This window comes from Pseudoduganella sp. UC29_71 (assembly GCF_042693265.1).
Lineage (GTDB): Bacteria > Pseudomonadota > Gammaproteobacteria > Burkholderiales > Burkholderiaceae_D > Rugamonas.
The window spans coordinates 2,840,839-2,859,572 of sequence record NZ_CP170549.1 but is presented as its reverse complement, the minus strand read 5'-3'; the positions used below and the strand labels follow the sequence as shown (position 1 = coordinate 2,859,572).

Annotated in this window: 23 protein-coding genes and 1 pseudogene; 17 read left to right on the top strand and 7 right to left on the bottom strand. The window is 62.0% G+C overall.

The annotated features are described in order from the left end of the window. Positions 1 to 141: 141 nt before the first annotated feature. From ACFJI2_RS12465 to ACFJI2_RS12450, 4 genes are all read left to right on the top strand, one after another. Complete coding sequence (locus ACFJI2_RS12465; protein ID WP_377705306.1) at positions 142 to 714, top strand: hypothetical protein; 573 nt, start codon at positions 142 to 144, stop codon at positions 712 to 714. 15 nt (positions 715 to 729) lie between these two features. Beyond that, the gene (locus tag ACFJI2_RS12460) at positions 730 to 1,728 is read left to right on the top strand and encodes a S49 family peptidase (RefSeq protein ID WP_377705305.1); all 999 of its coding nucleotides are present in this window, start codon (positions 730 to 732) and stop codon (positions 1,726 to 1,728) included. Between the two features lie 437 nt (positions 1,729 to 2,165). After that, positions 2,166 to 2,846: a hypothetical protein gene (locus ACFJI2_RS12455; protein WP_377705304.1), complete on the top strand. Its 681-nt coding sequence runs from the start codon at positions 2,166 to 2,168 to the stop codon at positions 2,844 to 2,846. A gap of 82 nt (positions 2,847 to 2,928) precedes the next feature. Next, positions 2,929 to 3,432 (top strand): hypothetical protein, encoded by a 504-nt coding sequence (locus tag ACFJI2_RS12450; protein WP_377705303.1) that lies wholly within the window; start codon positions 2,929 to 2,931, stop codon positions 3,430 to 3,432. On the opposite strand, the gene ACFJI2_RS12445 is transcribed toward ACFJI2_RS12450, so the two are convergent. Then, positions 3,401 to 4,468 carry a PRTRC system protein D gene (locus ACFJI2_RS12445; RefSeq protein WP_377705302.1) on the bottom strand — a complete coding sequence of 356 codons (1,068 nt, stop codon included), beginning with the start codon at positions 4,466 to 4,468 and terminating at the stop codon, positions 3,401 to 3,403. The two genes, ACFJI2_RS12450 and ACFJI2_RS12445, sit on opposite strands and share 32 nt — an antisense overlap. Before the next feature lie 1,251 nt (positions 4,469 to 5,719). Here ACFJI2_RS12445 and ACFJI2_RS12440 point away from each other — a divergent pair. After that, positions 5,720 to 6,754 (top strand): integrase domain-containing protein, encoded by a 1,035-nt coding sequence (locus ACFJI2_RS12440; RefSeq protein ID WP_377705301.1) that lies wholly within the window; start codon positions 5,720 to 5,722, stop codon positions 6,752 to 6,754. Further along, positions 6,747 to 7,421, top strand: coding sequence for a restriction endonuclease (locus ACFJI2_RS12435; protein ID WP_377705300.1), 675 nt, complete (start codon positions 6,747 to 6,749; stop codon positions 7,419 to 7,421). The genes ACFJI2_RS12440 and ACFJI2_RS12435 overlap by 8 nt, the downstream gene beginning before the upstream one ends. A gap of 1 nt (position 7,422) precedes the next feature. Here the strand turns inward: ACFJI2_RS12435 and ACFJI2_RS12430 are convergent, their stop codons facing one another. Then, the gene (locus tag ACFJI2_RS12430) at positions 7,423 to 7,746 is read right to left on the bottom strand and encodes a hypothetical protein (RefSeq protein WP_377705299.1); all 324 of its coding nucleotides are present in this window, start codon (positions 7,744 to 7,746) and stop codon (positions 7,423 to 7,425) included. Between the two features lie 235 nt (positions 7,747 to 7,981). Between ACFJI2_RS12430 and tnpA the strand changes: the two genes are divergently transcribed. The 7 genes and pseudogenes from tnpA (at position 7,982) to ACFJI2_RS12395 (ending at position 13,819) form a co-directional block, all read left to right on the top strand. Then, positions 7,982 to 8,368: an IS66-like element accessory protein TnpA gene (gene tnpA / locus ACFJI2_RS12425; RefSeq protein ID WP_377705298.1), complete on the top strand. Its 387-nt coding sequence runs from the start codon at positions 7,982 to 7,984 to the stop codon at positions 8,366 to 8,368. Next, positions 8,365 to 8,712: an IS66 family insertion sequence element accessory protein TnpB gene (gene tnpB / locus ACFJI2_RS12420; RefSeq protein WP_377705297.1), complete on the top strand. Its 348-nt coding sequence runs from the start codon at positions 8,365 to 8,367 to the stop codon at positions 8,710 to 8,712. Before tnpA ends, tnpB begins: the two co-directional genes overlap by 4 nt. A gap of 29 nt (positions 8,713 to 8,741) precedes the next feature. Beyond that, a pseudogene (gene tnpC, locus ACFJI2_RS12415) lies at positions 8,742 to 10,283 on the top strand (IS66 family transposase). A gap of 257 nt (positions 10,284 to 10,540) precedes the next feature. Then, positions 10,541 to 11,809 (top strand): hypothetical protein, encoded by a 1,269-nt coding sequence (locus tag ACFJI2_RS12410; protein ID WP_377705296.1) that lies wholly within the window; start codon positions 10,541 to 10,543, stop codon positions 11,807 to 11,809. 36 nt (positions 11,810 to 11,845) lie between these two features. Beyond that, on the top strand, positions 11,846 to 13,330 hold the full coding sequence (locus ACFJI2_RS12405) for a trypsin-like serine protease (RefSeq protein ID WP_377705295.1): 1,485 nt from the start codon (positions 11,846 to 11,848) through the stop codon (positions 13,328 to 13,330). A 26-nt stretch (positions 13,331 to 13,356) separates the two neighbouring features. Continuing rightward, positions 13,357 to 13,509 carry a hypothetical protein gene (locus tag ACFJI2_RS12400; protein WP_377705294.1) on the top strand — a complete coding sequence of 51 codons (153 nt, stop codon included), beginning with the start codon at positions 13,357 to 13,359 and terminating at the stop codon, positions 13,507 to 13,509. A gap of 28 nt (positions 13,510 to 13,537) precedes the next feature. Beyond that, on the top strand, positions 13,538 to 13,819 hold the full coding sequence (locus ACFJI2_RS12395) for a hypothetical protein (RefSeq protein ID WP_377705292.1): 282 nt from the start codon (positions 13,538 to 13,540) through the stop codon (positions 13,817 to 13,819). 120 nt (positions 13,820 to 13,939) lie between these two features. Here ACFJI2_RS12395 and ACFJI2_RS12390 read toward each other — a convergent pair whose 3' ends face one another. From ACFJI2_RS12390 to ACFJI2_RS12380, 3 genes are all read right to left on the bottom strand, one after another. Continuing rightward, positions 13,940 to 14,194, bottom strand: a complete 255-nt coding sequence (locus ACFJI2_RS12390; RefSeq protein WP_377705291.1) for a hypothetical protein — start codon at positions 14,192 to 14,194, stop codon at positions 13,940 to 13,942. Positions 14,195 to 14,407: 213 nt separating this feature from the next. Beyond that, positions 14,408 to 14,683: a hypothetical protein gene (locus ACFJI2_RS12385; RefSeq protein ID WP_377705290.1), complete on the bottom strand. Its 276-nt coding sequence runs from the start codon at positions 14,681 to 14,683 to the stop codon at positions 14,408 to 14,410. 745 nt (positions 14,684 to 15,428) lie between these two features. Next, complete coding sequence (locus ACFJI2_RS12380) at positions 15,429 to 15,626, bottom strand: hypothetical protein (protein WP_377705289.1); 198 nt, start codon at positions 15,624 to 15,626, stop codon at positions 15,429 to 15,431. Between the two features lie 208 nt (positions 15,627 to 15,834). Here ACFJI2_RS12380 and ACFJI2_RS12375 point away from each other — a divergent pair, with 208 nt between their 5' ends. The 3 genes from ACFJI2_RS12375 (at position 15,835) to ACFJI2_RS12365 (ending at position 17,672) form a co-directional block, all read left to right on the top strand. Then, positions 15,835 to 16,071: an endonuclease gene (locus tag ACFJI2_RS12375; protein ID WP_377705288.1), complete on the top strand. Its 237-nt coding sequence runs from the start codon at positions 15,835 to 15,837 to the stop codon at positions 16,069 to 16,071. Between the two features lie 558 nt (positions 16,072 to 16,629). Beyond that, positions 16,630 to 16,878, top strand: a complete 249-nt coding sequence (locus tag ACFJI2_RS12370) for a hypothetical protein (protein WP_377705287.1) — start codon at positions 16,630 to 16,632, stop codon at positions 16,876 to 16,878. Between the two features lie 347 nt (positions 16,879 to 17,225). After that, entirely contained in the window at positions 17,226 to 17,672 is a 447-nt protein-coding gene (locus tag ACFJI2_RS12365) for a hypothetical protein (protein WP_377705286.1), read from the top strand. On the opposite strand, the gene ACFJI2_RS12360 is transcribed toward ACFJI2_RS12365, so the two are convergent. Beyond that, entirely contained in the window at positions 17,658 to 17,888 is a 231-nt protein-coding gene (locus ACFJI2_RS12360) for a hypothetical protein (protein ID WP_377705285.1), read from the bottom strand. The two genes, ACFJI2_RS12365 and ACFJI2_RS12360, sit on opposite strands and share 15 nt — an antisense overlap. Beyond that, a complete protein-coding gene (locus tag ACFJI2_RS12355) occupies positions 17,876 to 18,265 on the bottom strand; it encodes a hypothetical protein (protein WP_377705284.1) in 390 nt (129 codons plus the stop codon). Before ACFJI2_RS12355 ends, ACFJI2_RS12360 begins: the two co-directional genes overlap by 13 nt. A gap of 59 nt (positions 18,266 to 18,324) precedes the next feature. Here ACFJI2_RS12355 and ACFJI2_RS12350 point away from each other — a divergent pair, with 59 nt between their 5' ends. Then, positions 18,325 to 18,663: a hypothetical protein gene (locus ACFJI2_RS12350; RefSeq protein ID WP_377705283.1), complete on the top strand. Its 339-nt coding sequence runs from the start codon at positions 18,325 to 18,327 to the stop codon at positions 18,661 to 18,663. The last annotated feature ends 71 nt before the right edge of the window (positions 18,664 to 18,734 follow it).

Genomic DNA, 18,734 nt, shown 5'->3' with positions numbered 1-18,734 from the left:
CAGCGATAATAGTGCCCGCGATCCGAGGGGCCGTCGCAAGACGGAACTCGACCATTGCCCATCCGCTCGCCAATCCGATGCTTGAAATTAAAATAATGTGTCTTAGCATGTGCATGATGTCCTCTCTACTTGGAGAAGAAAATGTTGATCCTTCAAGCTATGCTTCTTGCTGTCACGCTAGTTGTCGGTTCTAATGCTCACGCCGTTTCGTTGGCAGGGCGACCAACGGATGAAACTGTCTGCGATCTCTCGCCACTTACGAACTATCGTTTGACTCGAAAGACATTTGTGCCGCAAGGCACAAGCAGGGTTTGGGAAATATATTCACGACTTGCTCTGCAGTTCATCACTTCCGAGTGTAGAAATGGACAAGTTTTAATTCTGCACTCAGACCTTGGCAGTTCGGTTGATGAACGATCCTTCCGAGATGTAACGGGCGAGCTCTGCAGTCCGGCTGATGTGACTCGCGACTCCGCTGCCACTAGGGAGTATCCGCATGCGTTTCAGGTTAAGTGCAAGCTGGCGAAAATTCAAGATGCCAAGCAGCGCTTGGCCGCTGCGGAAGGCATCCAGACGGTAGATGAAATGATACAAGAGCGGGCACCGGCACAACGCAGCGTCGATGCAGGCGAAAACGCGCCGAAACCCAAGGAATGCAGCCAGAAGATCGGCCTTGGCCAGGTTCTGCTCGGGCTCGGAGGAAATTGCAGATAGGGTACGGGGGAAACGATGACTACCGAAAAAGATGAGGCGGCGCTGATCGCACCGCAAGAGGTCGTGTTGCAATTGCTCACGGATCTGCATGCCCAGCAACTTGCTATCCGGGAGGAGCAGCGCCAGAGCGCCCGCGAACGCAAGTCGGAGCGCCGATGGAGTATCGGAATTAAAGCCTTGTTGGTCCTGGCACCAGTCGCCGCCGGCGCAATGTTCCTGGTGAACGTCTCACGCTTTTCCTTCGGCCCGTTTCGCGACGTGGTCGGGGTCGTGCGCATCCAAGGCGAGATTGCACAGGGCACCCTGGCCTCTGCGGACAAGGTCATACCGGCGCTGGAGGACGCGTTTTCCAGCGCGCACGTCAAGCACGTGGTGCTGTCCATCGACAGCCCAGGGGGCGCCCCTGCGGAAGCCGAGCGCATCACCCGCGCCATCTCGGTCATCAGGCAAAAACATCCGAAGCCCGTCACTGCGATTATCGGCAACATGGGCGCTTCCGCTGCGTACATGACAGCGATGCATGCCGACCGCATCGTGGCCGGCAAGTATAGTCTTGTCGGGTCGATCGGCGCGATTATCGCGCCGTGGCAGCTGGACCAGGCGATCGCGCAGTTTCACGTGTCGCAGCGCGTCTACGCGTCAGGGAAATTGAAGGCCTTCCTGAATCCCATTACGCCGGTGTCGGAGGCGTCCGACGCGAAGGCTCAGCAATTGGTTAGCCACGTGGGAGCGATGTTCGTCAACGAACTGATCGCGCAACGAGGGGCGCGGTTAAAGGCTGGTATCGACTACGGCACCGGAGAGGTATGGAGCGGCGAAGAGGCCCGGTCGCTTGGCTTGGTGGATGAGATCGGCAGCCTTGAGTCGCTGGTACGGACTGCACCGGACCTGAAACCCTTTCATTTTGGGCCGCATGAGTCGACGATCATGCGTTTCGCTTCCGCTGTTGGCCGAACAGTGGCAGCAACGGTAATTGGCGTGTCACTGCGCGATGCCGGGCAAGAGCTCCGATAGCCATCCGCGACAGCTTCGAGGGGAGCTGGCTCGCTGCCACCTTGGGGAGCAGCTAGCAGCTAGAGTTCTACCTTGTGCGCCACCGACGATGCGTGTACTGGTTCACACCCTGACCTGACACTTGATGTCCGACCGACGACTGGCAGCCGCCGCCCCGAAGCGGACGATCATGCGGCCCGAATGCTACTCCGTACACTGTCAAAAAGCTCTTTGGAGATGTAGTTGAGTGTCGCCCTCGATAGTGCTGGGCGTCAGCGGCGAGAGTTCTGGCTGATCGGCGCCGGTCGCTCTCCTGGCGCAGTGTGCCGGTTTCGGATGAAACAATTGGTGAGAGTTGTTATAAAAAAGATATCTATAATCACTGACGGAACCCGACCCGGCAGCCGCACCTGGTTCCCCCGACGAAGTGCGCTTCATGACCGCCAGAAAGGCTCCCCGTGTCCATTCCAAAATTTACACTTGCCCTGAAGACCATCGAGTCCCTTGATGACAGCACGGAGGTCGGCAACGACGAGCCGTACTTGCTGATCGTTGGCGCTGATTTCACCCACACCAGCGCGCTTGTCATCGACACCACGCGCTACGGGCCGTTTTTACTGGGGCGGTCGGAGATGGCGACCACCTTTTCGATGCCCTTCGGTACGCCGGCGGCGGCGTATGACATCCTGGACACGCTGCCGGGCGTGGTGCGCCGTCCGTTCTGGGGCTTGAAGAGCCACATGCCGACGCCGATCGCCGACATCAACAAGATGGCGTTCGTGATGCTCATGATGGAAAACGACGACGGTGATCCGCAACAGATTCGCAATCTGGTCCACGGCGCGGCCGTCAAGGCACTGAACCATCTGGCCGGTAGCCCCGCAGTGCCGCCGAACGGTCTGAAGAAGAACGATGTCATCGACGCCGTCATCAACGCGGTCAACAAGCTAAGGAGTTCCGGGGGGCTCGATGGCGGCTTGAACGATGACGACTTCGTCGAGGTGAAGCACTTGATAATCGACGAGCAGGATTTCAAACTGCCGCTAGTGGGGCGGCGGGACCTGTTCCATCGCGTGTTTTCAAACCCCTCGGGCACGGAGGGCATGTTCAGGGTGATCGTGGAAATGGCGTTTTCTTGAGCGTAGCACCGAGTGTCCGCCCCAGCCCCAGACTGTGCGCTTGGTACGCCACGTCTCGTCGACCGTCAAGGTCCGCGTCCTGATGACCAACCTGCTCGACGAGACCGAATTCCCCGAGGCCGAGTTCGGCGACCTTTACCACCAGCGCTGGCGCAAGAAGAAGCACTTAAGCGGATTAGCACGGACTCTGGAGCATGTCTCCAGTCTGTCGCAGTTGGCCGCGATGCATGACTTCGCTGCGAAAATCCTATGCGATAACTTACAAGTTGTGGTCACTGCGGCTGCGTATACCGCCGTGCCCGCTGTCCACTTAGCTTATGGCAGGCGCGAAAAGTTCCATGCTTGCAGCGGCATGGACGGGATCGTGCTCGCCATTCTGCGGTTGCGGTGCGACCGACGTGGTCGTTGCGGGGGCAGGTATCTGGGCCATGAGGCCTGCATGGGCGAGCGTCCGCAGCCGGTTGGCGCGCTTTGCGCCCTTGGTAAATCGGGCCAGCTCGTCATAGAGCGGCGGATTATCAGCGCGATCCAGTTCAAAGTTGATGCGCAGGCCCTTACTCATCGCCGCCGCTCCCGGCTTCGTTGATGTCGACGCGTACGCCGGCGCTAGTGCCTCCGCCCACCAGGGCGCGGGCCAGTTCCATTCCTGCTTGCTGAAATCCTTTCACGTTGGCGTAGATCGGATCCTTCAACTCGTGGATCGCATGGTTCGGGAAGGCGGCCTTGAGTGCTGCCCGGTAGAAGAACGCGCCGCCACCAACCAGGATGATGTTCCTGATATCGCTCGCGTCGCCGACGTAATGCATCATCTCGGCCACCGCCTGTTCCGGAATTTTCCTCGCCAGTGGCAGGTGGCGCGTCAGGTCGTACTCCTTCTGAAAGACCACAGGCTTCTTCCCGGTGCGCAGCGCCGCATCGACGGTGTCATAGTCCCGGTAATGCGAGCCTGTGCTGCGGCTGATGCCCTCGATCATCGTCTGCAGCACATCGTGCATGCCGCGCGGGACCGAGTGGCTGCGCTTGTCGATCTGCTGCATGCCTTGCGTGACTAGCCAGTCGAAGGTGCGCCGGCCTGGATCGACGATCAGGCTGCGCTCCTTGCGCAGTTGCGCCACCTTGCTGTGCGTCAGGCCGTAGTGCATCAGCGCGCCGGCAGGCTGGGCGATGGCCTTTGCGCGCACCACTTTCACGCGCCGGCCCTTGGACAGTTCGTGCTCGCCGGCGAGTCGGCGCTCCAAGGCGGTGACCAGCGACTTGAGCTTGTACGTGGCAACCGGCAGGCCCACTACCAGCAGGTCGATGCGTTCGAGCTGCATGTAATGCAGCGCACCGAGCAGCAGGGCCAGATATTCCGGCGTGTCGCAATAACGGTCGTGTTGCAGGACGTTGGCGTTGAACACATCGGCCGCGAGGTGGACGTCGGGGCCGACTTCGTACACCAGACCGCCGGCGGGAATGCAGACGGTTTTCCGGCGTGCGCCCCATGCTTCGGCTTCCTGTCCCGCTTCCGATGGATGTGCCTGGGACGGGAACATGTCGCAGCGCAGCTCGCCGTTCTTGATGCCGCTGATGAACTTGGTATTGCCTCGTCCGACATCGACCGCCCTCACGATAGGTTCCACGGCGCGCGCTCCTTTCTGGTTGAACAGGGAAAGCATAGTGGGAGCAGGGCGCGCTGATCCATGTGAAAGGCTTCCTCTTAAGGCCGCATTTCGATTTTTGCTACTGGTCCAGTACGGTTCTGGAACTGCCCGGTCAGTTGGGCCGTTTCGGGTTCGCCCACGCGGCGCTGCGGTGCGCTGCGTCAGTCCGTGCCGGCCAGTTCCCGGTTTGCGAAGGTGCGCGCACGAGGCCGACCCAGACGCGCGAATCTGGTCCGGCGCTTCGACAGATTTACAATCAGAGGAGTTCGCAGGCCCCGGCATGTCATAGCGGAACAAGGCCCTGTTTCGTCACCTACAAAATATTTCACGCATCAATCCACAATTTTTCGCGCCCTCCGCGCACCTTGACATTGCCCGATTTGCCTCCTATCCTGCCTCCACTGTCTGGACCCGCTTCCATGAGCATCGTGCTCTCAATGCGGCGCAGGCTTGCGATACAGCCCGTTGCGGTCGTTACCCGTCCCCAGGTCGGCGATGCCGATACTCCATTGTGCCTTCGTGCACAGATTGCGCCAGTAGCGTCGTCGGCAATGACCGAGGCCTTTGGTGCACCATCCTTCCGATCTTTCTTTGAGCACGCGGGCATCGATGTCCTGAACGCGTGGCCAGGCACCATTGCCTGCCCGCGCCGCACGCCGCATTGGCGTGCCGACACGCACCGGCAAGTCCGGTGGTAGGGGAACGGCGACGCCGTCTCTCCCGATTTTTCAATACGTCCCTCAGCTCGTACGGCCACCGCGCAGGCGGTGCCGCGTTGTGACGGCGCCATCCGAAGCGTCGAACAGCGTGGTACGTACGGCAGCACGAAGCGGCCTGGTGGTAGGGCCGGGGATAACCGTGCGAGGAGGCGACACGTGTTTTGCGCGGCGATTGCCGCCACGTGATGTCCTTGCCGCGCCCAGCGCGGCACCGTCCGCCCAGGAGGCGGGGCGCGAGACAGAAGGCGAAATCCGCTGTCCGTCCACATATTCATTTTTACGACACCGATCTATCCCAAGCGCCGTGCCGGACCGGGACCGGCAGGCGCAGCAGCAGTTCCCGGCATTTGCCGCGCATGGCCCGCGTGGCACGGTGGTTGGGCAGGCCAGGCAGGGCGCCAGCCAGGCAGTGGCGGCGCCGCTCGATCGCATATAGCGCGCCGAAAGTGTGCCGTCTTGGCGGATGTTCGCTACGCGGGCTCGGCGCGCGCAGCAGGGAAGGGAGTCACGCATGGGCCAATACCGGGACTGGCGGGAACAGCTGGCCGCCATCATCGACCAACGCAATGAGATGCACGCCTCGCGCAACAAGGTGGTCTCGCACAACACACGCGCGGCGCGCCGCCAGGCGCTGTTCCGCATGTTCGCGCTGCTGCGCCGGTTGGGCTTTACCACGGCGCCGGACAATTTGGGTGAACGCCACATCGCCGCCCTGGTGCGCTACTGGTGCGCAGCGCCAGGGAAGGACAGGCCTGTTCGCCCGCATCCCTGCAGCGCGGCCTACATCCAGCAGCAGCTCTCGATCCTGCGCGTGTACGCCGGCTGGATCGGCAAGCCGGGCCTGGTGCGCACGGCGCAGGCTTATACGCATGAGCCGGCGCTGGTGGCGCGGCACTATCCGGCCGAACGCGACCGCAGCTGGGACGGCAGCGCCGTCGACACGCAGGCGCTGATCGAGCAGGTCGCGGCGCGCGACCGCCACGTTGGCGTCCAGTTGCGCCTGATGCTGGCATTTGGCATGCGGCGCAAGGAAGCGGTGATGTTCTGGCCGCACGTGGCCGAGGTGCCTTCCTACGCGCTGCCAGAAGGTCATCCGGCGGCCCTGCGTTGGGTCAGCTTCCTGCGCATCAAGCGCGGCACCAAGGGCGGCCGTTTGCGCTACACGGCGGTGCTCAGCGACGCGCAGCGCCAGGCGCTGGGCGAGGCCAGGGAACTGGTGACGACGCGCCACGGCCACGTCGGCTGCCCAGGCCTGTCGCTCAAACAATCGCTGGACCGATTTTCCAACGTGGTGCGCGGTGCCGGCATGACGCGCCAAGAGCTGGGTGTGACCGCACACGGTTTGCGCCACCAGTTCGCCAACGACTTGTACTTCGAGATCGCGCGGGTACGCTCGCCGGTGCGCGGTGGCGATCCGGCGCTCGACCCGGCCGTGCGGCGCGACGCCTACCGTCAGGTGGCCGAGCAGCTGGGACATCACCGGCCGCAGATCAGTACCGCCTATCTGGGCTCGGTACGCAGGAGAGGAGGGAAGGACGATGCGTGATGCAGAATCGGGAAGGGGCAGCGCCGGCCGGCGTCAGGGCGGCAGGGCGTATGGGCAGGGGGACAGGCGGAGGCCGATCGGCTGGGACGCGGCATGGGCGGCACGCTTTCGCCGCTGGGGCGACACGCTCGGCAAGCTGGCGATCCGCTGCCTCTCGCGCTGGGTGAACGCGACCAGGCTGGCCTACCTGCCGGGGCACCAGCGCAATGTACGCCAGTCGCGCCGCGTGCTGCGCACCGTGCGCGCCTTCGAGGAGCCGGGTGCCGGCGGCCGCACGCTGGCCTACCTGCGCGCGGTCGACCCGCTGGTGTTCGAGGAGGTGGTGATGTCGGCGCTGGAGGACGCGGGCCTGCTGGTGCTGCGCGGCACGCGCTACAGCGGCGACGGCGGGATTGATGGCGCCGTCTGGCTGCTTGGGCGGGGCTGGCACGCGGTGCAGGCCAAGCGCTATCTGCACCACGTGTGCTTGGCGCATGTGTGCGCCTTTGGTGACGTCATTGCTCGTGGAAACTACGATGGCGGGCTGTTCGTGCACACCGGGCGTAGCGGGGCGGCGTTGTACCCGCAGATGGCTGCGGCGCGTATCGGGCTGTGGAGCGGGGACCGGTTGCTGCGGCTGATACGGGAGCGGCATCTCGACGGCCGATCAGGTCGGGCGATGAGGTGAACTATGTAAAGTTCCCAACCCGCTTGAGTTCGTGTTCTATTGCGCGCGAATCTTCGAACCGCGCGCAGTCATAGATCACGTAGAAGGAAGGAAACCCGTCGCCTACATCGATGGCGCAGGCAGCTACCTGCAAACTGGTGTACTGCGCCGGATGGTGTTTTTCGAAGACACGTTGGTATCGATCTGCTGTCAGGCTGTTGTGGACGGGGCGGTTCAAGTGAGGCTCGTCGGCCTCGGTGACATACCCAAATTTTTTTAAACGTTCGTGCAGTGCGGCGAATGCCGCGGCGTCATCGATAAAGCGTGTCGTGAAATGGTCGGCCATGATCGTTAAGTTGTCCGGGAGTTCAATTTTGGCCCTGGTCTGAGGGCCGACTTCAGATTATATTGCAATGAAGCGTCGATTGGGCTTGCGCGGCAGAAGCGTGCATCTTCCTGTGGGAGGAGCGTATGACTCAGACGTAACGGCGTAAGCGTATTCCCAGCACCGTCTGGACTACCTGACAGGCGGCCTTCATGATCGAATTCTGGCACAGCATTTGTGCCCACCAATTTCGATTATGGACACAAATTTTCAACCGATCACTTCCAAGAACGCGCGCGGTCACTACCGCCAGCACCCGCTGGAATTCAAGCGCGCATTGGTGGCGCTGTCGCTGGAGCGGGGCGCCTCAGTGGCACGCATCGCGCGCGGGCACGGGGTCAACGCCAACCAGGTGTTTAGCTGGCGCCGGCTTTATGAGCAAGGGCGCCTTGGCGTGCCTGCTTTGATGCGTGACGATGGCCTGTTGCCGGTGGTGCTGGCGCCGACGGCACCTGCTCCGAACAGCACGCCCTCCGATGCCAAAGGCGTTATCGTGCTTGAGCTGGGCCAGGTTCGTGTGCGGATCGAAGGCCAGCCCAACGCATCCACGCCGGCGCAAGTGTTGGATCGGGTGTTGCGATGATCGGGCTTCCTTCCGGCACGAATGTCTGGCTCGCCGCCGGCATCACCGACATGCGTTCCGGCTTCAACGGCCTGGCTGCCAAAGTGCAGACGGCGCTGGAGGAAGACCCATTCAGCGGACACGTGTTTGTGTTCCGGGGCCGGCGCGGCGACCGCATCAAATTGCTGTGGTGGACGGGCGATGGCTTGTGCCTGTTGGCCAAGCGGCTTGAGCGAGGGCGCTTCATCTGGCCGCAGGCCAGCAACGGTTCCGTCGCGTTGACGCAGGCGCAGCTGTCGATGCTGCTGGAAGGGATAGACTGGCGGCGGCCGGAACGCACTTGGAAGCCAACGTCGGCCTTGTAAACGTAACTAGGGTCGCGTAAACTCGGCGCATGCTCAGCCCGGCCGACCTGCCCAACGACATCGCCGCCTTGAAGGCGCTGCTGCTCGCCCAAGACGCGGTGGTGGAAGGTCTGCGCGAACAACTCAATACGCGCGCCGTCGAGATCGAGCACCTCAAGCTGCAAATCGCGAAGTTGCGGCGCATGCAGTTCGGCCGCAAGTCTGAAAAGCTGGATCACCAGATCGAGCAACTGGAGTTGCAATTGGAAGACCTGCAGGCCGACGAGGCCGAGGCGGCGCGGGAGATGCCGGCGGCCGATCAGGCGCCGCGCAAGAAATCGGTGCGCCGCCCTTTGCCCGAGCACTTGCCGCGTGACGAGCAGGTCTATCCGCCAATTGCCGATGCGTGTCCCGCTTGCGGTGGCGGCCTGCGGCCGCTGGGCGAGGACGTGGCGGAACAACTGGAATTCGTGCCGGCCAGCGTCCGCGTCATCCGGCATGTGCGGCCCAAGTTGGCGTGCTCGTGTTGCGACACCATCGTCCAGGCGCCGGCACCGAGCCGGCCCATCGAACGCGGTGTCGCCGGTCCCGGTCTGCTGGCGCATATCCTGGTGGCCAAGTTCGCCGACCATCTGCCGCTGTACCGCCAGTCCGTCATCTATGCCCGCGAAGGTCTCGACCTTGATCGCGCCCTGCTAGCGAGCTGGGTTGGTGCCGCCAGCGCGCTGCTGCGACCGCTGGTCGATGCCATTCGGCGTCACGTGCGGGCGGCATCGAAGCTGCATGCCGACGACACCCCGATTCCGGTGCTGGTCCCCGGCAATGGCAAAACCAAGACGGCGCGCCTTTGGAGCTAAGTGCGCGATGATCGGCCCGCCGGCGACACCGTGCCGCCAGCAGTCTGGTTTGCCTACACGCCCGACCGCAAGGGCATCCATCCGCAGACCCACTTGGCCCAGTTCAAAGGTGTCCTGCAAGCCGATGCCTATGCTGGCTTCAACGCCTTGTTTGACGACGGCACGATCCGCGAAGCAGCCTGCTGGGCGCACGCGCGGCGCAAGTTCCACGACCTGCACGCGGCGCGAGCGATAGCGCTGACTACCGAAGCATCGCGTCGGATCGCGGAACTCTATGTGATCGAGGCAGAGATCCGGGGCAAACCTCCCGATGAACGAAGGCTGGTGCGGCAAGCCCGCGCTCGCCCGCTGCTCGATGACCTGGAACACTGGCTGCGCGCCACGCTCGACACGCTGTCGCGCAAGTCCGACACGGCGGCGGCGATTCTGTACGCACTCAAACTCTGGCCGGCGCTGGTGCGCTACTGTGACGACGGCATTATCGAGATCGACAACTCGGCGGCAGAACGCGCCTTGCGTGGCGTGGCCATTGGCCGTCGCAACTACCTGTTTGCTGGCGCCGACAGCGGCGGCGAGCGCGCAGCTGCGGTCTACTCGCTGATCGGCACGGCCAAGCTGAACGGTGTCGCACCCGAAGCCTGGTTGCGTCACGTGCTGACGCATATTGCCGATCATCCCGTCAACCGGGTCGATGAATTCTTGCCTTGGAACTGCGGCTTGTCAGCAGCTCTCTGAGATTACGCCGCTTCCCAACGGTGTGATGCCATCATCATCGATCAATTTGCCGAAGCGCTCAAGACGGTGCTGCCCCGAAGCTTACCGATGTGACGATGAGCGCAGTGGCCGTTTCCACCGCGATGTGGCGTTCCAGTAGTTGTAAATTTGCAAAAATAATAGCAGTGTGAGTATTGGATAGTTTTGCTTGATCAAATTGCAATAGCATTATCGGATAACAAAGAGAAGGTCCGATCGCTGTCCAGACTGGGGATACTATGACCACTTCGAATGAACGGGCTGGCAAAGCCACCGTGGTTGCCGCTGCGCGCCTTAATGTCTCGAAACCGCTTGCCGGCATGTTGGGCGGCGCACTGCTTCTGCTGTGCGGCTGCTCGTCGCCGCCTAAAGGTACTTTTACGTATTACCTACCAAAAGCCGAGACCACGGTCAAAGTGACCCAGACCATCGGTTGCAACGCTGCAGGCGACCGGCTTGTGCAGGTCGTGACCGTGACGCCGACCACTACCTACCAAGGCGACCCTACCGCTCCGGTAACGCTCTCGCCAAGCAAATCAGGTAGCCCACTCGCAAATACCGATCTGACATTTGAACTCACCGGCGATGGCCGATTGGCTGGCGTGAACATCGCAACCGTGGGCCAGGCGGGCGAAGTGATTAAGGACGTTCTCTCGGTAGTCAAAATCGTCGCCGCCGCTGCAGGACCTGCGGTGGCTCCCGCATACAACGCAAAAGAGGCGTGCAAGGTCGTTGCACTGTATGCGGCAAAAGCCGATGCGGAGGAGAAGAAGGAGCCTAAGAAGGAAGCGGCGAAGGACGATAAGAAAAAGGAAGCGAAGAAGCCGGCGCCAGCAGCGCAAGAGCAGGCAGCAGAACCCACTGCCGTTACGATCGCTTATGAGGGGAAGATTACATACAAACGCAGTTCGGCATCTGACAAACAGGTGGTTATCGACGGCGGCGAGATAGCGGAGATTAAGCCTGAATCGAATAACGCTATGCTCTTCGGGAAGCTTAAAGACCATATTCCTGGTTTAGGCTTTACGGCTAAAGTTAAGTCTACTTCGAAGTTTCCGGTGGCGACCTGGATCGGTGCCGACACTGACGTGAAAATTGCTCTAAACGGCGTAACCTCAGCGCTCATTCAGGTCAGTGGACTGCCGGGCGACATGAGCGTAAAGGATCCATTGGCGGTGTACTGGGAAGGCACCGTGCCAGTCCCGCTTAACACCGAGGCCGATCGAATCTATGTGCCTGTGCCGGATGCAGCTGTGTTTGGTTCACGCAAGTTCGAAATGGCCCTGACTGAGTACGGCACAATTAGCAAAATATCCTATGGCACGACAAATGCCGTGTCCGAGGGGAGTGCTGCGGCCGCAGCGATTGGCACCTTCTTGGCAGAGAAGAACGCAGCGAAGACGCCGGGCCAGCAGGCCGCGGCACTCAAGGACAAGAACGATCTGAAATATCAGCAGCAGCGCGAAGCGAAATGTCTAGCGAAGCCGGAAGACTGTCCAGGAGAATAATATGGGCGTGGTTCGTCTGAACTCATTGGAGGATATATGAATACCGCTTCGCGACTAATTCTGTTACTCGTTTGCGCGGTTGGCTGGCAAGTAGCCGCCGCTCAGGTGATTGCGCCGCAGAACTTGGAAAGGCAGGATATTGCTTCGCGTATTGAAACGCTGAGAGCCGTGGCAAGGCAGGCCAAGGAAATCGCGTTGACCCAATACCGCGAAATTGGAGGCAAGCCGGCGCAAGAGGCTGAAAAGCTCCAAAATTTGCGTCCCGATCAGTTTTTGGAGCGCATCGCTGTCCAGCCCCCAGTGGGGCCGTCAACCATTGCCGCGCCGGCGCCCAAGAACTCCGGTCCCGTTCCAACGGTCAACAATAGCGTAGATGGCGGGCCGACGACCGGTGATCCAGCGGTCGCGCTGCTGTTGGCCAGGGCCGCAGGGGCGAGCGAGTATTACCCCCGATGCACTGGTACATTGGTAAGTCAGAACGTCATCCTCACCGCTGCGCACTGCATTTGCTTGTCGGATAGGCCGCTCGATAACTACCCAACTGGCGACCAGTGCATAGGCGGCGCACCACCACGCGGGCCAGCGCCACTCAATGATCCTACAAACTGGCGCGTTTTCTTCCAGCATGTCGGGCTTCGAGAAGTAAAACTGGTCATCACCGATAACCAGTATCGCTTCGATAATGGCGGCGTGCGCAATGATCTGGCGCTATTGGTACTCAAGGATCCGGTGCGCGATATCGTTCCAGCACCGCTTCCTACGGCGCCCGCCGCTGCGGCGTCATGGACGTCTGGGGATATTATCGGGTTCGGTTACAGCGCCATTGGCCCTGACGGCACGGTTGTCAGCGCCACCATTCTGGAAGCGCTCACGCAGCCTGGCCTGAAGTCCCGAGGCCGCGTTAAAGCCAGCAGCTGCACCGGCTATGACTACCTTGATCCAGCCAGTAGCTTGTGCTCCCTGTTTGAACCCAACGGCGGCGGCTCAACATCGACAGTTTGCAGGGTGGACTCAGGTGGTCCGTTGTACGATGCCGGCGGCGTCACAATTGGCGTAACGTCGGGGCGTAGTGACGATAACTGTAACTCCGGCGGGACGATCGCGTTCCAGATGGCGACCTCCTATGCAACGCACCAGGCGTGGATTACAAACCAGCTCAGCACCGTAGGCGTCCCGACTCAAGGTGGTCGGTGGCCTCCCTTTGGCGAGAACCTGGCCGGTGTCATAGAGCGGCGCAATGTTGGGCTCTTCGCCCCCGACGGGCGGTATGCGTCCATTGGATGGCTTCAGCAAGGCGGCGGAAAGAAGGTGCTGGCAACGATCAACTCCTCTGGCGAGATTAAGAGGTTTGAAGTGCAGACCCGGCAGGGAAAGGTGCTTTGCAGAGGTAGGGCCGGAGCAACGTGGAACGTGCGCCAAGTCGACTACTGCGTCGCGACTATTCCGGTGGGCGCCGAATATCGAATCGTCGCTCAAGGCAACCCAGCGGAGCTGCTCCAGTACAACCTTATCGTCCAGTAAGCTGGTCACGTATGTGCGAGCGTCGAATGCGACGTTTGTTCATCGGCAAGCCCGGCACCGGCAAGAGCCACATCGCCAAGGCCGACGCTTACGTAACGGCCATCACAGCAGCTGTCCGTGACTACTTTGGTCGTCCCGCGCACATGGAAAAGGGGTTTATCGGGCCGGACGAGACATGACCCTGTTTACACCTGGAGACCCAAACCCATGGAATATGACATCGATTTTTCGATCTTCGAATTGCCAAACCACCCGTATGGAAATGTGACGGGCGAGTTGGAATTGAAGTTCCTGCCATCAGTGGGTGCTGCCGTCCGAATTTTGGACGAAATGCTAGAGCTGCGTGTGCAATTCATCAAGGTCGTCAATGGGCGAACCATAATAGGATTTGATGATGTGGTCGCAGATTCTCCAAGTCACGCAGCCCGGCTTGCTGAACGGCTGGAGCGGGACGAGGGACTATTTTGCCCCAAGTATGACTCGCCATAGTGAGAAGATTACATTGAATTACTGATGCTCTGGCGTTCCCCCGATAATCCCCCATTCTTGCGGGTAATCAAAAATGGACGGGGGGGGACGATGGCGGCCAAGTCGACAACCGGCGTCAGCTTATTCGAAGTTGTCGGAGCTCAGGACAGTGAGTCCGTTTCCTGCCTTGTGCGCGTTGAATGCGACGCCTTTGATGCGATCAAGATTGTTCTCGAACGCGTCCATCGGCGGCAAATTCTGGCCGGCGCCCAGTATATCCAGGGCAGTGCGGCTGATGTGAAATGCCCGCCAAGTGTCGGCGTCGAATAGCTCGAAAGCGATGAAGTCGCCAGTGGCGCTTTCGTTGACGTTGCGTAAATCGGGATCGTTCAGCATAGGGCCTCCGCCACGAGAAAGGCTAGCTTATCATGCTCTTCGATCGCGCTCGCGCGCAAACGCAAGAAGCGGGGGCGCCGAGGTTTCGGCACCGGCCGCCGATGTCTGTGCCGTGCGCGCCTGCACAGCTTGTGCGGGGCAGCAGCGTTCGGTCACGCGGGGCCCGCAGAACAATACCGACTGCGTGATCGGCAGGCGCGGGGAGTAGCGGGACTACTTTCGCAAGGACTCGATCTGGCCCCGCATCTCCCCAAGCAGTGTTTTGTGTCCCAGCTGGTCGTCCTGGAACGCGCGTTCACCAATCGGCGGGATCTTTTGCTCAAGCAGGGACGACCACAGCCCGGACTGGATCGCCGAGCCTTCCGGTGTCGCGATGGCAATTCCCGCATACACGATGGCGTCGCCCGGTCGCCAGCCATCGGACTTGTCTTCCCGCATCGACGTGTAGATCGTCCAGCCCTCGTAGCGTGTCTCGTGGCCCCGCATCATATATCCCCTCCTTGCTGAAAGAAAATTCTAGCGTCCGCCCCATTCGATTGCCGCCCCGCACGGCTCAACTGCAGCTGGCCGTCGCCGCGCGCGGCCAAGCGGCCTGTGCAGGCGATCAGATGCACCCCGCTGGCGGATCGTATCTTTGCGCAAAAGCGGCGTGGATGAGGGCGCAAGAGCTGACCCCATAACAATGGCACGCGGAGGGGGCGCATCCGCAGCGCTCCCGACGCAACTTGGGTGGTCGCTTTTTCTATTGAACTTCCGCCGGCTGTGCTGCGGGACTGCAAGGAACGCTCCGAATTAGCGCGGATGGCGGCGCCGGGCGTAAGACGGATGGGCGCGGCCCACTCGCTCAAGCGCATAGGGCGGGAAGGCCTGTTCGATACGGAAGTGCTTGCCTTCCCAAAGACAAAATACTGCTGGCCCGGCCCCATCTTGAAAAGGGTACGCCTCCACCGTGCACACCACCTCGATTTCCGGACCGCCGCACTTGAGACAGACGAGGTCGCCTTCACAGAACTCATCCATGAGTGTCCTCACAAATGACCAACAGTTGATATCAAAAGTATAGTCCAGTCTGCGCACATTTGTATGCAGGACATAGTTTCATTGCGCACACTGCCGATCAGCGTGCGCGCCCCTGCCAAACAGGCGGCGCGTTGGCGCTGTCGCCGTCTGCCGGAGCGACGTTGCTGCACACGGCAAAGACGGCCCCTCATCTATGGAATGATGTCGAGCCTGACTACCGCCGAGGACAGATCGATGAACCGAAGTAGCACGTGTTACTGTCGCGAAAAGCCTGCACCTCGACGTCGCTACCCTTCAGTTTGTGAATGCGGCGGCGAAGCGTCGGAATCGTTGCGGGATGAAGAGTATTGGCGGGGACGAGGGTGTCCGTTGCCACCACGATGTACCGTTTGTTGTTGGCGTCGGCTGTCATGATTACCCTGCTCATCCATGCTCCCTTTCATTGCGCTGAGCCAACAGTATGGCCGACGGCAAGGCCTCCGAATCGATTGAATTGTCACCGCGCTTCCCGGCATTCGGGCGCTGCGGCCTCGATGGAGTAACCTGCCTCGCACTCGGGCGACCCGGCCGAACGGCCAATGCGGGGCATCCGCAGATGACATACGCCCGCGCGCCACGCTGTGCATCCTGCAGCGCCATCTTGGCAAGCTCAGCGCGACGGTCGCGGAATAGGCGCCCGACCGGATCGACACCTGCTGTCCCGGCACCGGCGGTTCCCGCCGACGGCGTATGAGCGGCATCGCAATCACGCCATCTTGGAGCGGCAGGGCAACCGCGATCCGCTCATCGATTCCCCGCTGGGGCACAACGGATCGCCTTCAAATCAGGAGTGGCTTGGTACCGCGCCGGCTCGCTGAAACAGATCGGCCGGTAAGGCACCGGTGTTGCAAGCAGACGTTGGCAGGCCGGCACGCGCGGCGGCAACGCGGCTGCCAGAGTGTACTGTGGGCAGCAAATGATACCGGTGCGTGCGCGGGTTTTGCGGTGCACGGCGCACCCAGAGTGCCTTGAAATAGGCGCAGCCTGATGCAATGATGAAGACGCTTATTGTGGGAATCGTTCCCGCACTGCTCCCGGGGCGCGCCATCGCGGTGCCTGTCCGGGACCTTGGCTGAACAAGGCGTTGCGGTCGTCACCCGTCTTCATCTTGCCGGTGTTGCTGCCGGCATGACCCTGCGCTGCCTGTGCAGGATCGTCTCTGTATTGCCAATAGGTTGGCGCTGGTACTTAGTATCAGCGTTGGTGGGAGCGGCACGTCGCGCTTCTTGGTTGAGGCCCTGATTCGTCAGAATCACGGGCCTTTTTTTCGCCCGCTTGCGCGGGCTCACCCAGTGGCGCCGTTCCGGCGCACGGCGGGACGCTTCCCGCCCATGGGAATGGCCGTCTCCGCTTTCACGTAGAAAAGGAGAGGCACCATGTTCCACATGGATGAAAAGGGGCGCCCATCGCGCCCCGTATGCGCGTTGCTGGACGGCGTTGACGCCGGATCGCCGCGCGCGAAGAAGACGGTCCTGCCGCGCACGGCCATCGCGCTGGAGCGTTGGCGCGTACGCGGCGACGCGTTCGTGGCCAGCAAAGCTGTCCTGCTGAGCACGCCCGCGCCTGGCGCCCTGGGCGCACTGATCGCGCGGCTGCTGTCATGCGCGTGCGCACTATTGCCATGAGCACGGTTGTGTATGGCGGGTGCGTCGAGCCGGAGGGATATGCGCTGGAGGACGTGTCGTATGAAGACGTCTGTCCGGCCTGCGCCCAGCCGGGCGCGCGCTACCGCCGTTGGGAAACGGCCGACGGTGCCCTCAACCAGCACTGGGAGGTCTGCTGCCGCGCTTGCGGTCACGAGGACGGCGACATGTTCCGGGGCCAGCCGTAGACGGATCGCTTGCCGCCCGGGTGATCGGTGGCGCAGCTGGCGCCGCCGTGGAAATGAAAGAGGATGGACTGTGTGTTGAACCGGCGGGGCATCGATGTCCCGCGAGGGCCTGGTGCCGCGCCATATTTTATGGAGGTCACCATGAGCAAGGAATGGGATCGCAGCGAGCGCAGCGTGCGCCGCATGGGCCGCGAAGAGGAGCGGGTGTGGGCGGAGTTTTACCGGTGCGCCGGTGATCCGGCCATCGCGGCCGAGCTCATCGCGCATATGGATCAGGACGAGCAGGCCCGGCGGCAGCACGCCGGCTTGTACCTGCGCTGCCGTCAGTCGCTGCGCCGGGAGAAGGAGCGGCGCCAGCGGGCGCAGGCGGTCGGTAGGGTACTGCGCAAGCTGGCGCGCGGGCTGTTCGGCATGCCGCTCGCCGCGTTGAAGCGCGGTGGCCGGTTCTGCGTCGACGCCGGCGCGGTGCTGTTCGCTCGCCGCGACGAACCTGCGGCCGGTCAGCTGCGCAAGCTGGGCAAGCGCTCGACGCGTGCCATGCCGGCGCCGGAGGAAGCGCAGGCGCGGGCCGGCTCAGACGGCCGCTAGCTGGTGGCCCTCCAGGCACCCGAGATAGGCATCGTCGATCATCCGGTGCAGTGTTCGGGTGGCCCTGGAGGTGCCCCAGTAGTGGCGCTTGCACTTGTTGATGTAGCGGTGCAGATCGTCCAGGCGCCGGATCGGGCCGGGGGCGAAGCCGGTGATGTGGGTCAGGTAGTCGATCTCGGCCTGGGTCAGGCGAATATGGGGTCCTAGTCGCAGCATGGGTCTTTGCCGTGGCGTGAGCTGTTGATGGAAATGCGGTGCAGGCGCGCTTGCGCGGGCACGGTTCGCTGGTAACCATGGTAGGCATGGATTCCGGCGTGTTCAACCGCCGAACGCGGCGGATCGGCGCTTTTGCCGCGAACGGGCAAGCATGCGAAGAAGGAGGTCATCATGAAACGCATGGAGTGGCAACGACAAGGGGGCGGGGCGATCGCGCGGTACGACGCGCTATGCGCGCCGCTGTTGGCGTGGCTGGAGGAGCTGAGGCCGGGCAGGCGGCTGCGGGCGCGGGACGGTACGCCGTTCATCCGCACCAACCGCACCTGCATCTGCTTTTGCAATTTGAACGATGGTTCCTTGTGCTCGGCCAGGGACATTTGCCGCGACTACGGCGGCGTAGCCTGGGACGAACTGAAGGTGATGGAGGGAACCGAGCATGGTGAGTGTCGATAGTGCAGCCAACGCACGCTCGCGCGACGGGGCCGGCGCGTCGCAGGAAGGCGAGGTTGTCCCTGGACTGGACGAGTGGATTGCGCTGGAGCAGTGGCGCGCGAACTGGAGGCCGTCGTGCAATCCGGTGGACGGCACGGCGGAATTGGCGGCCTTGTTTCGCCGTACGGCGCGCCAGGGATACGCCGCCTACGTCGCCGGCGTCCGGGCGATGCCGGCGCTCTTTGCGCTGGACGGTGCCCTGGCATGCCTGTGGCAGCAGGGCTACGCCTGCGCACGGGCCGATGCGGCAATTGGCATCCTGGCCAGGCCCGCATGGGCATAGCCGTGGATGGGCCGACGAAAAAGGTCGGCCTCAAATTGGGAAAACAGGAGAGGGCGGCGCAGACTTGCCGC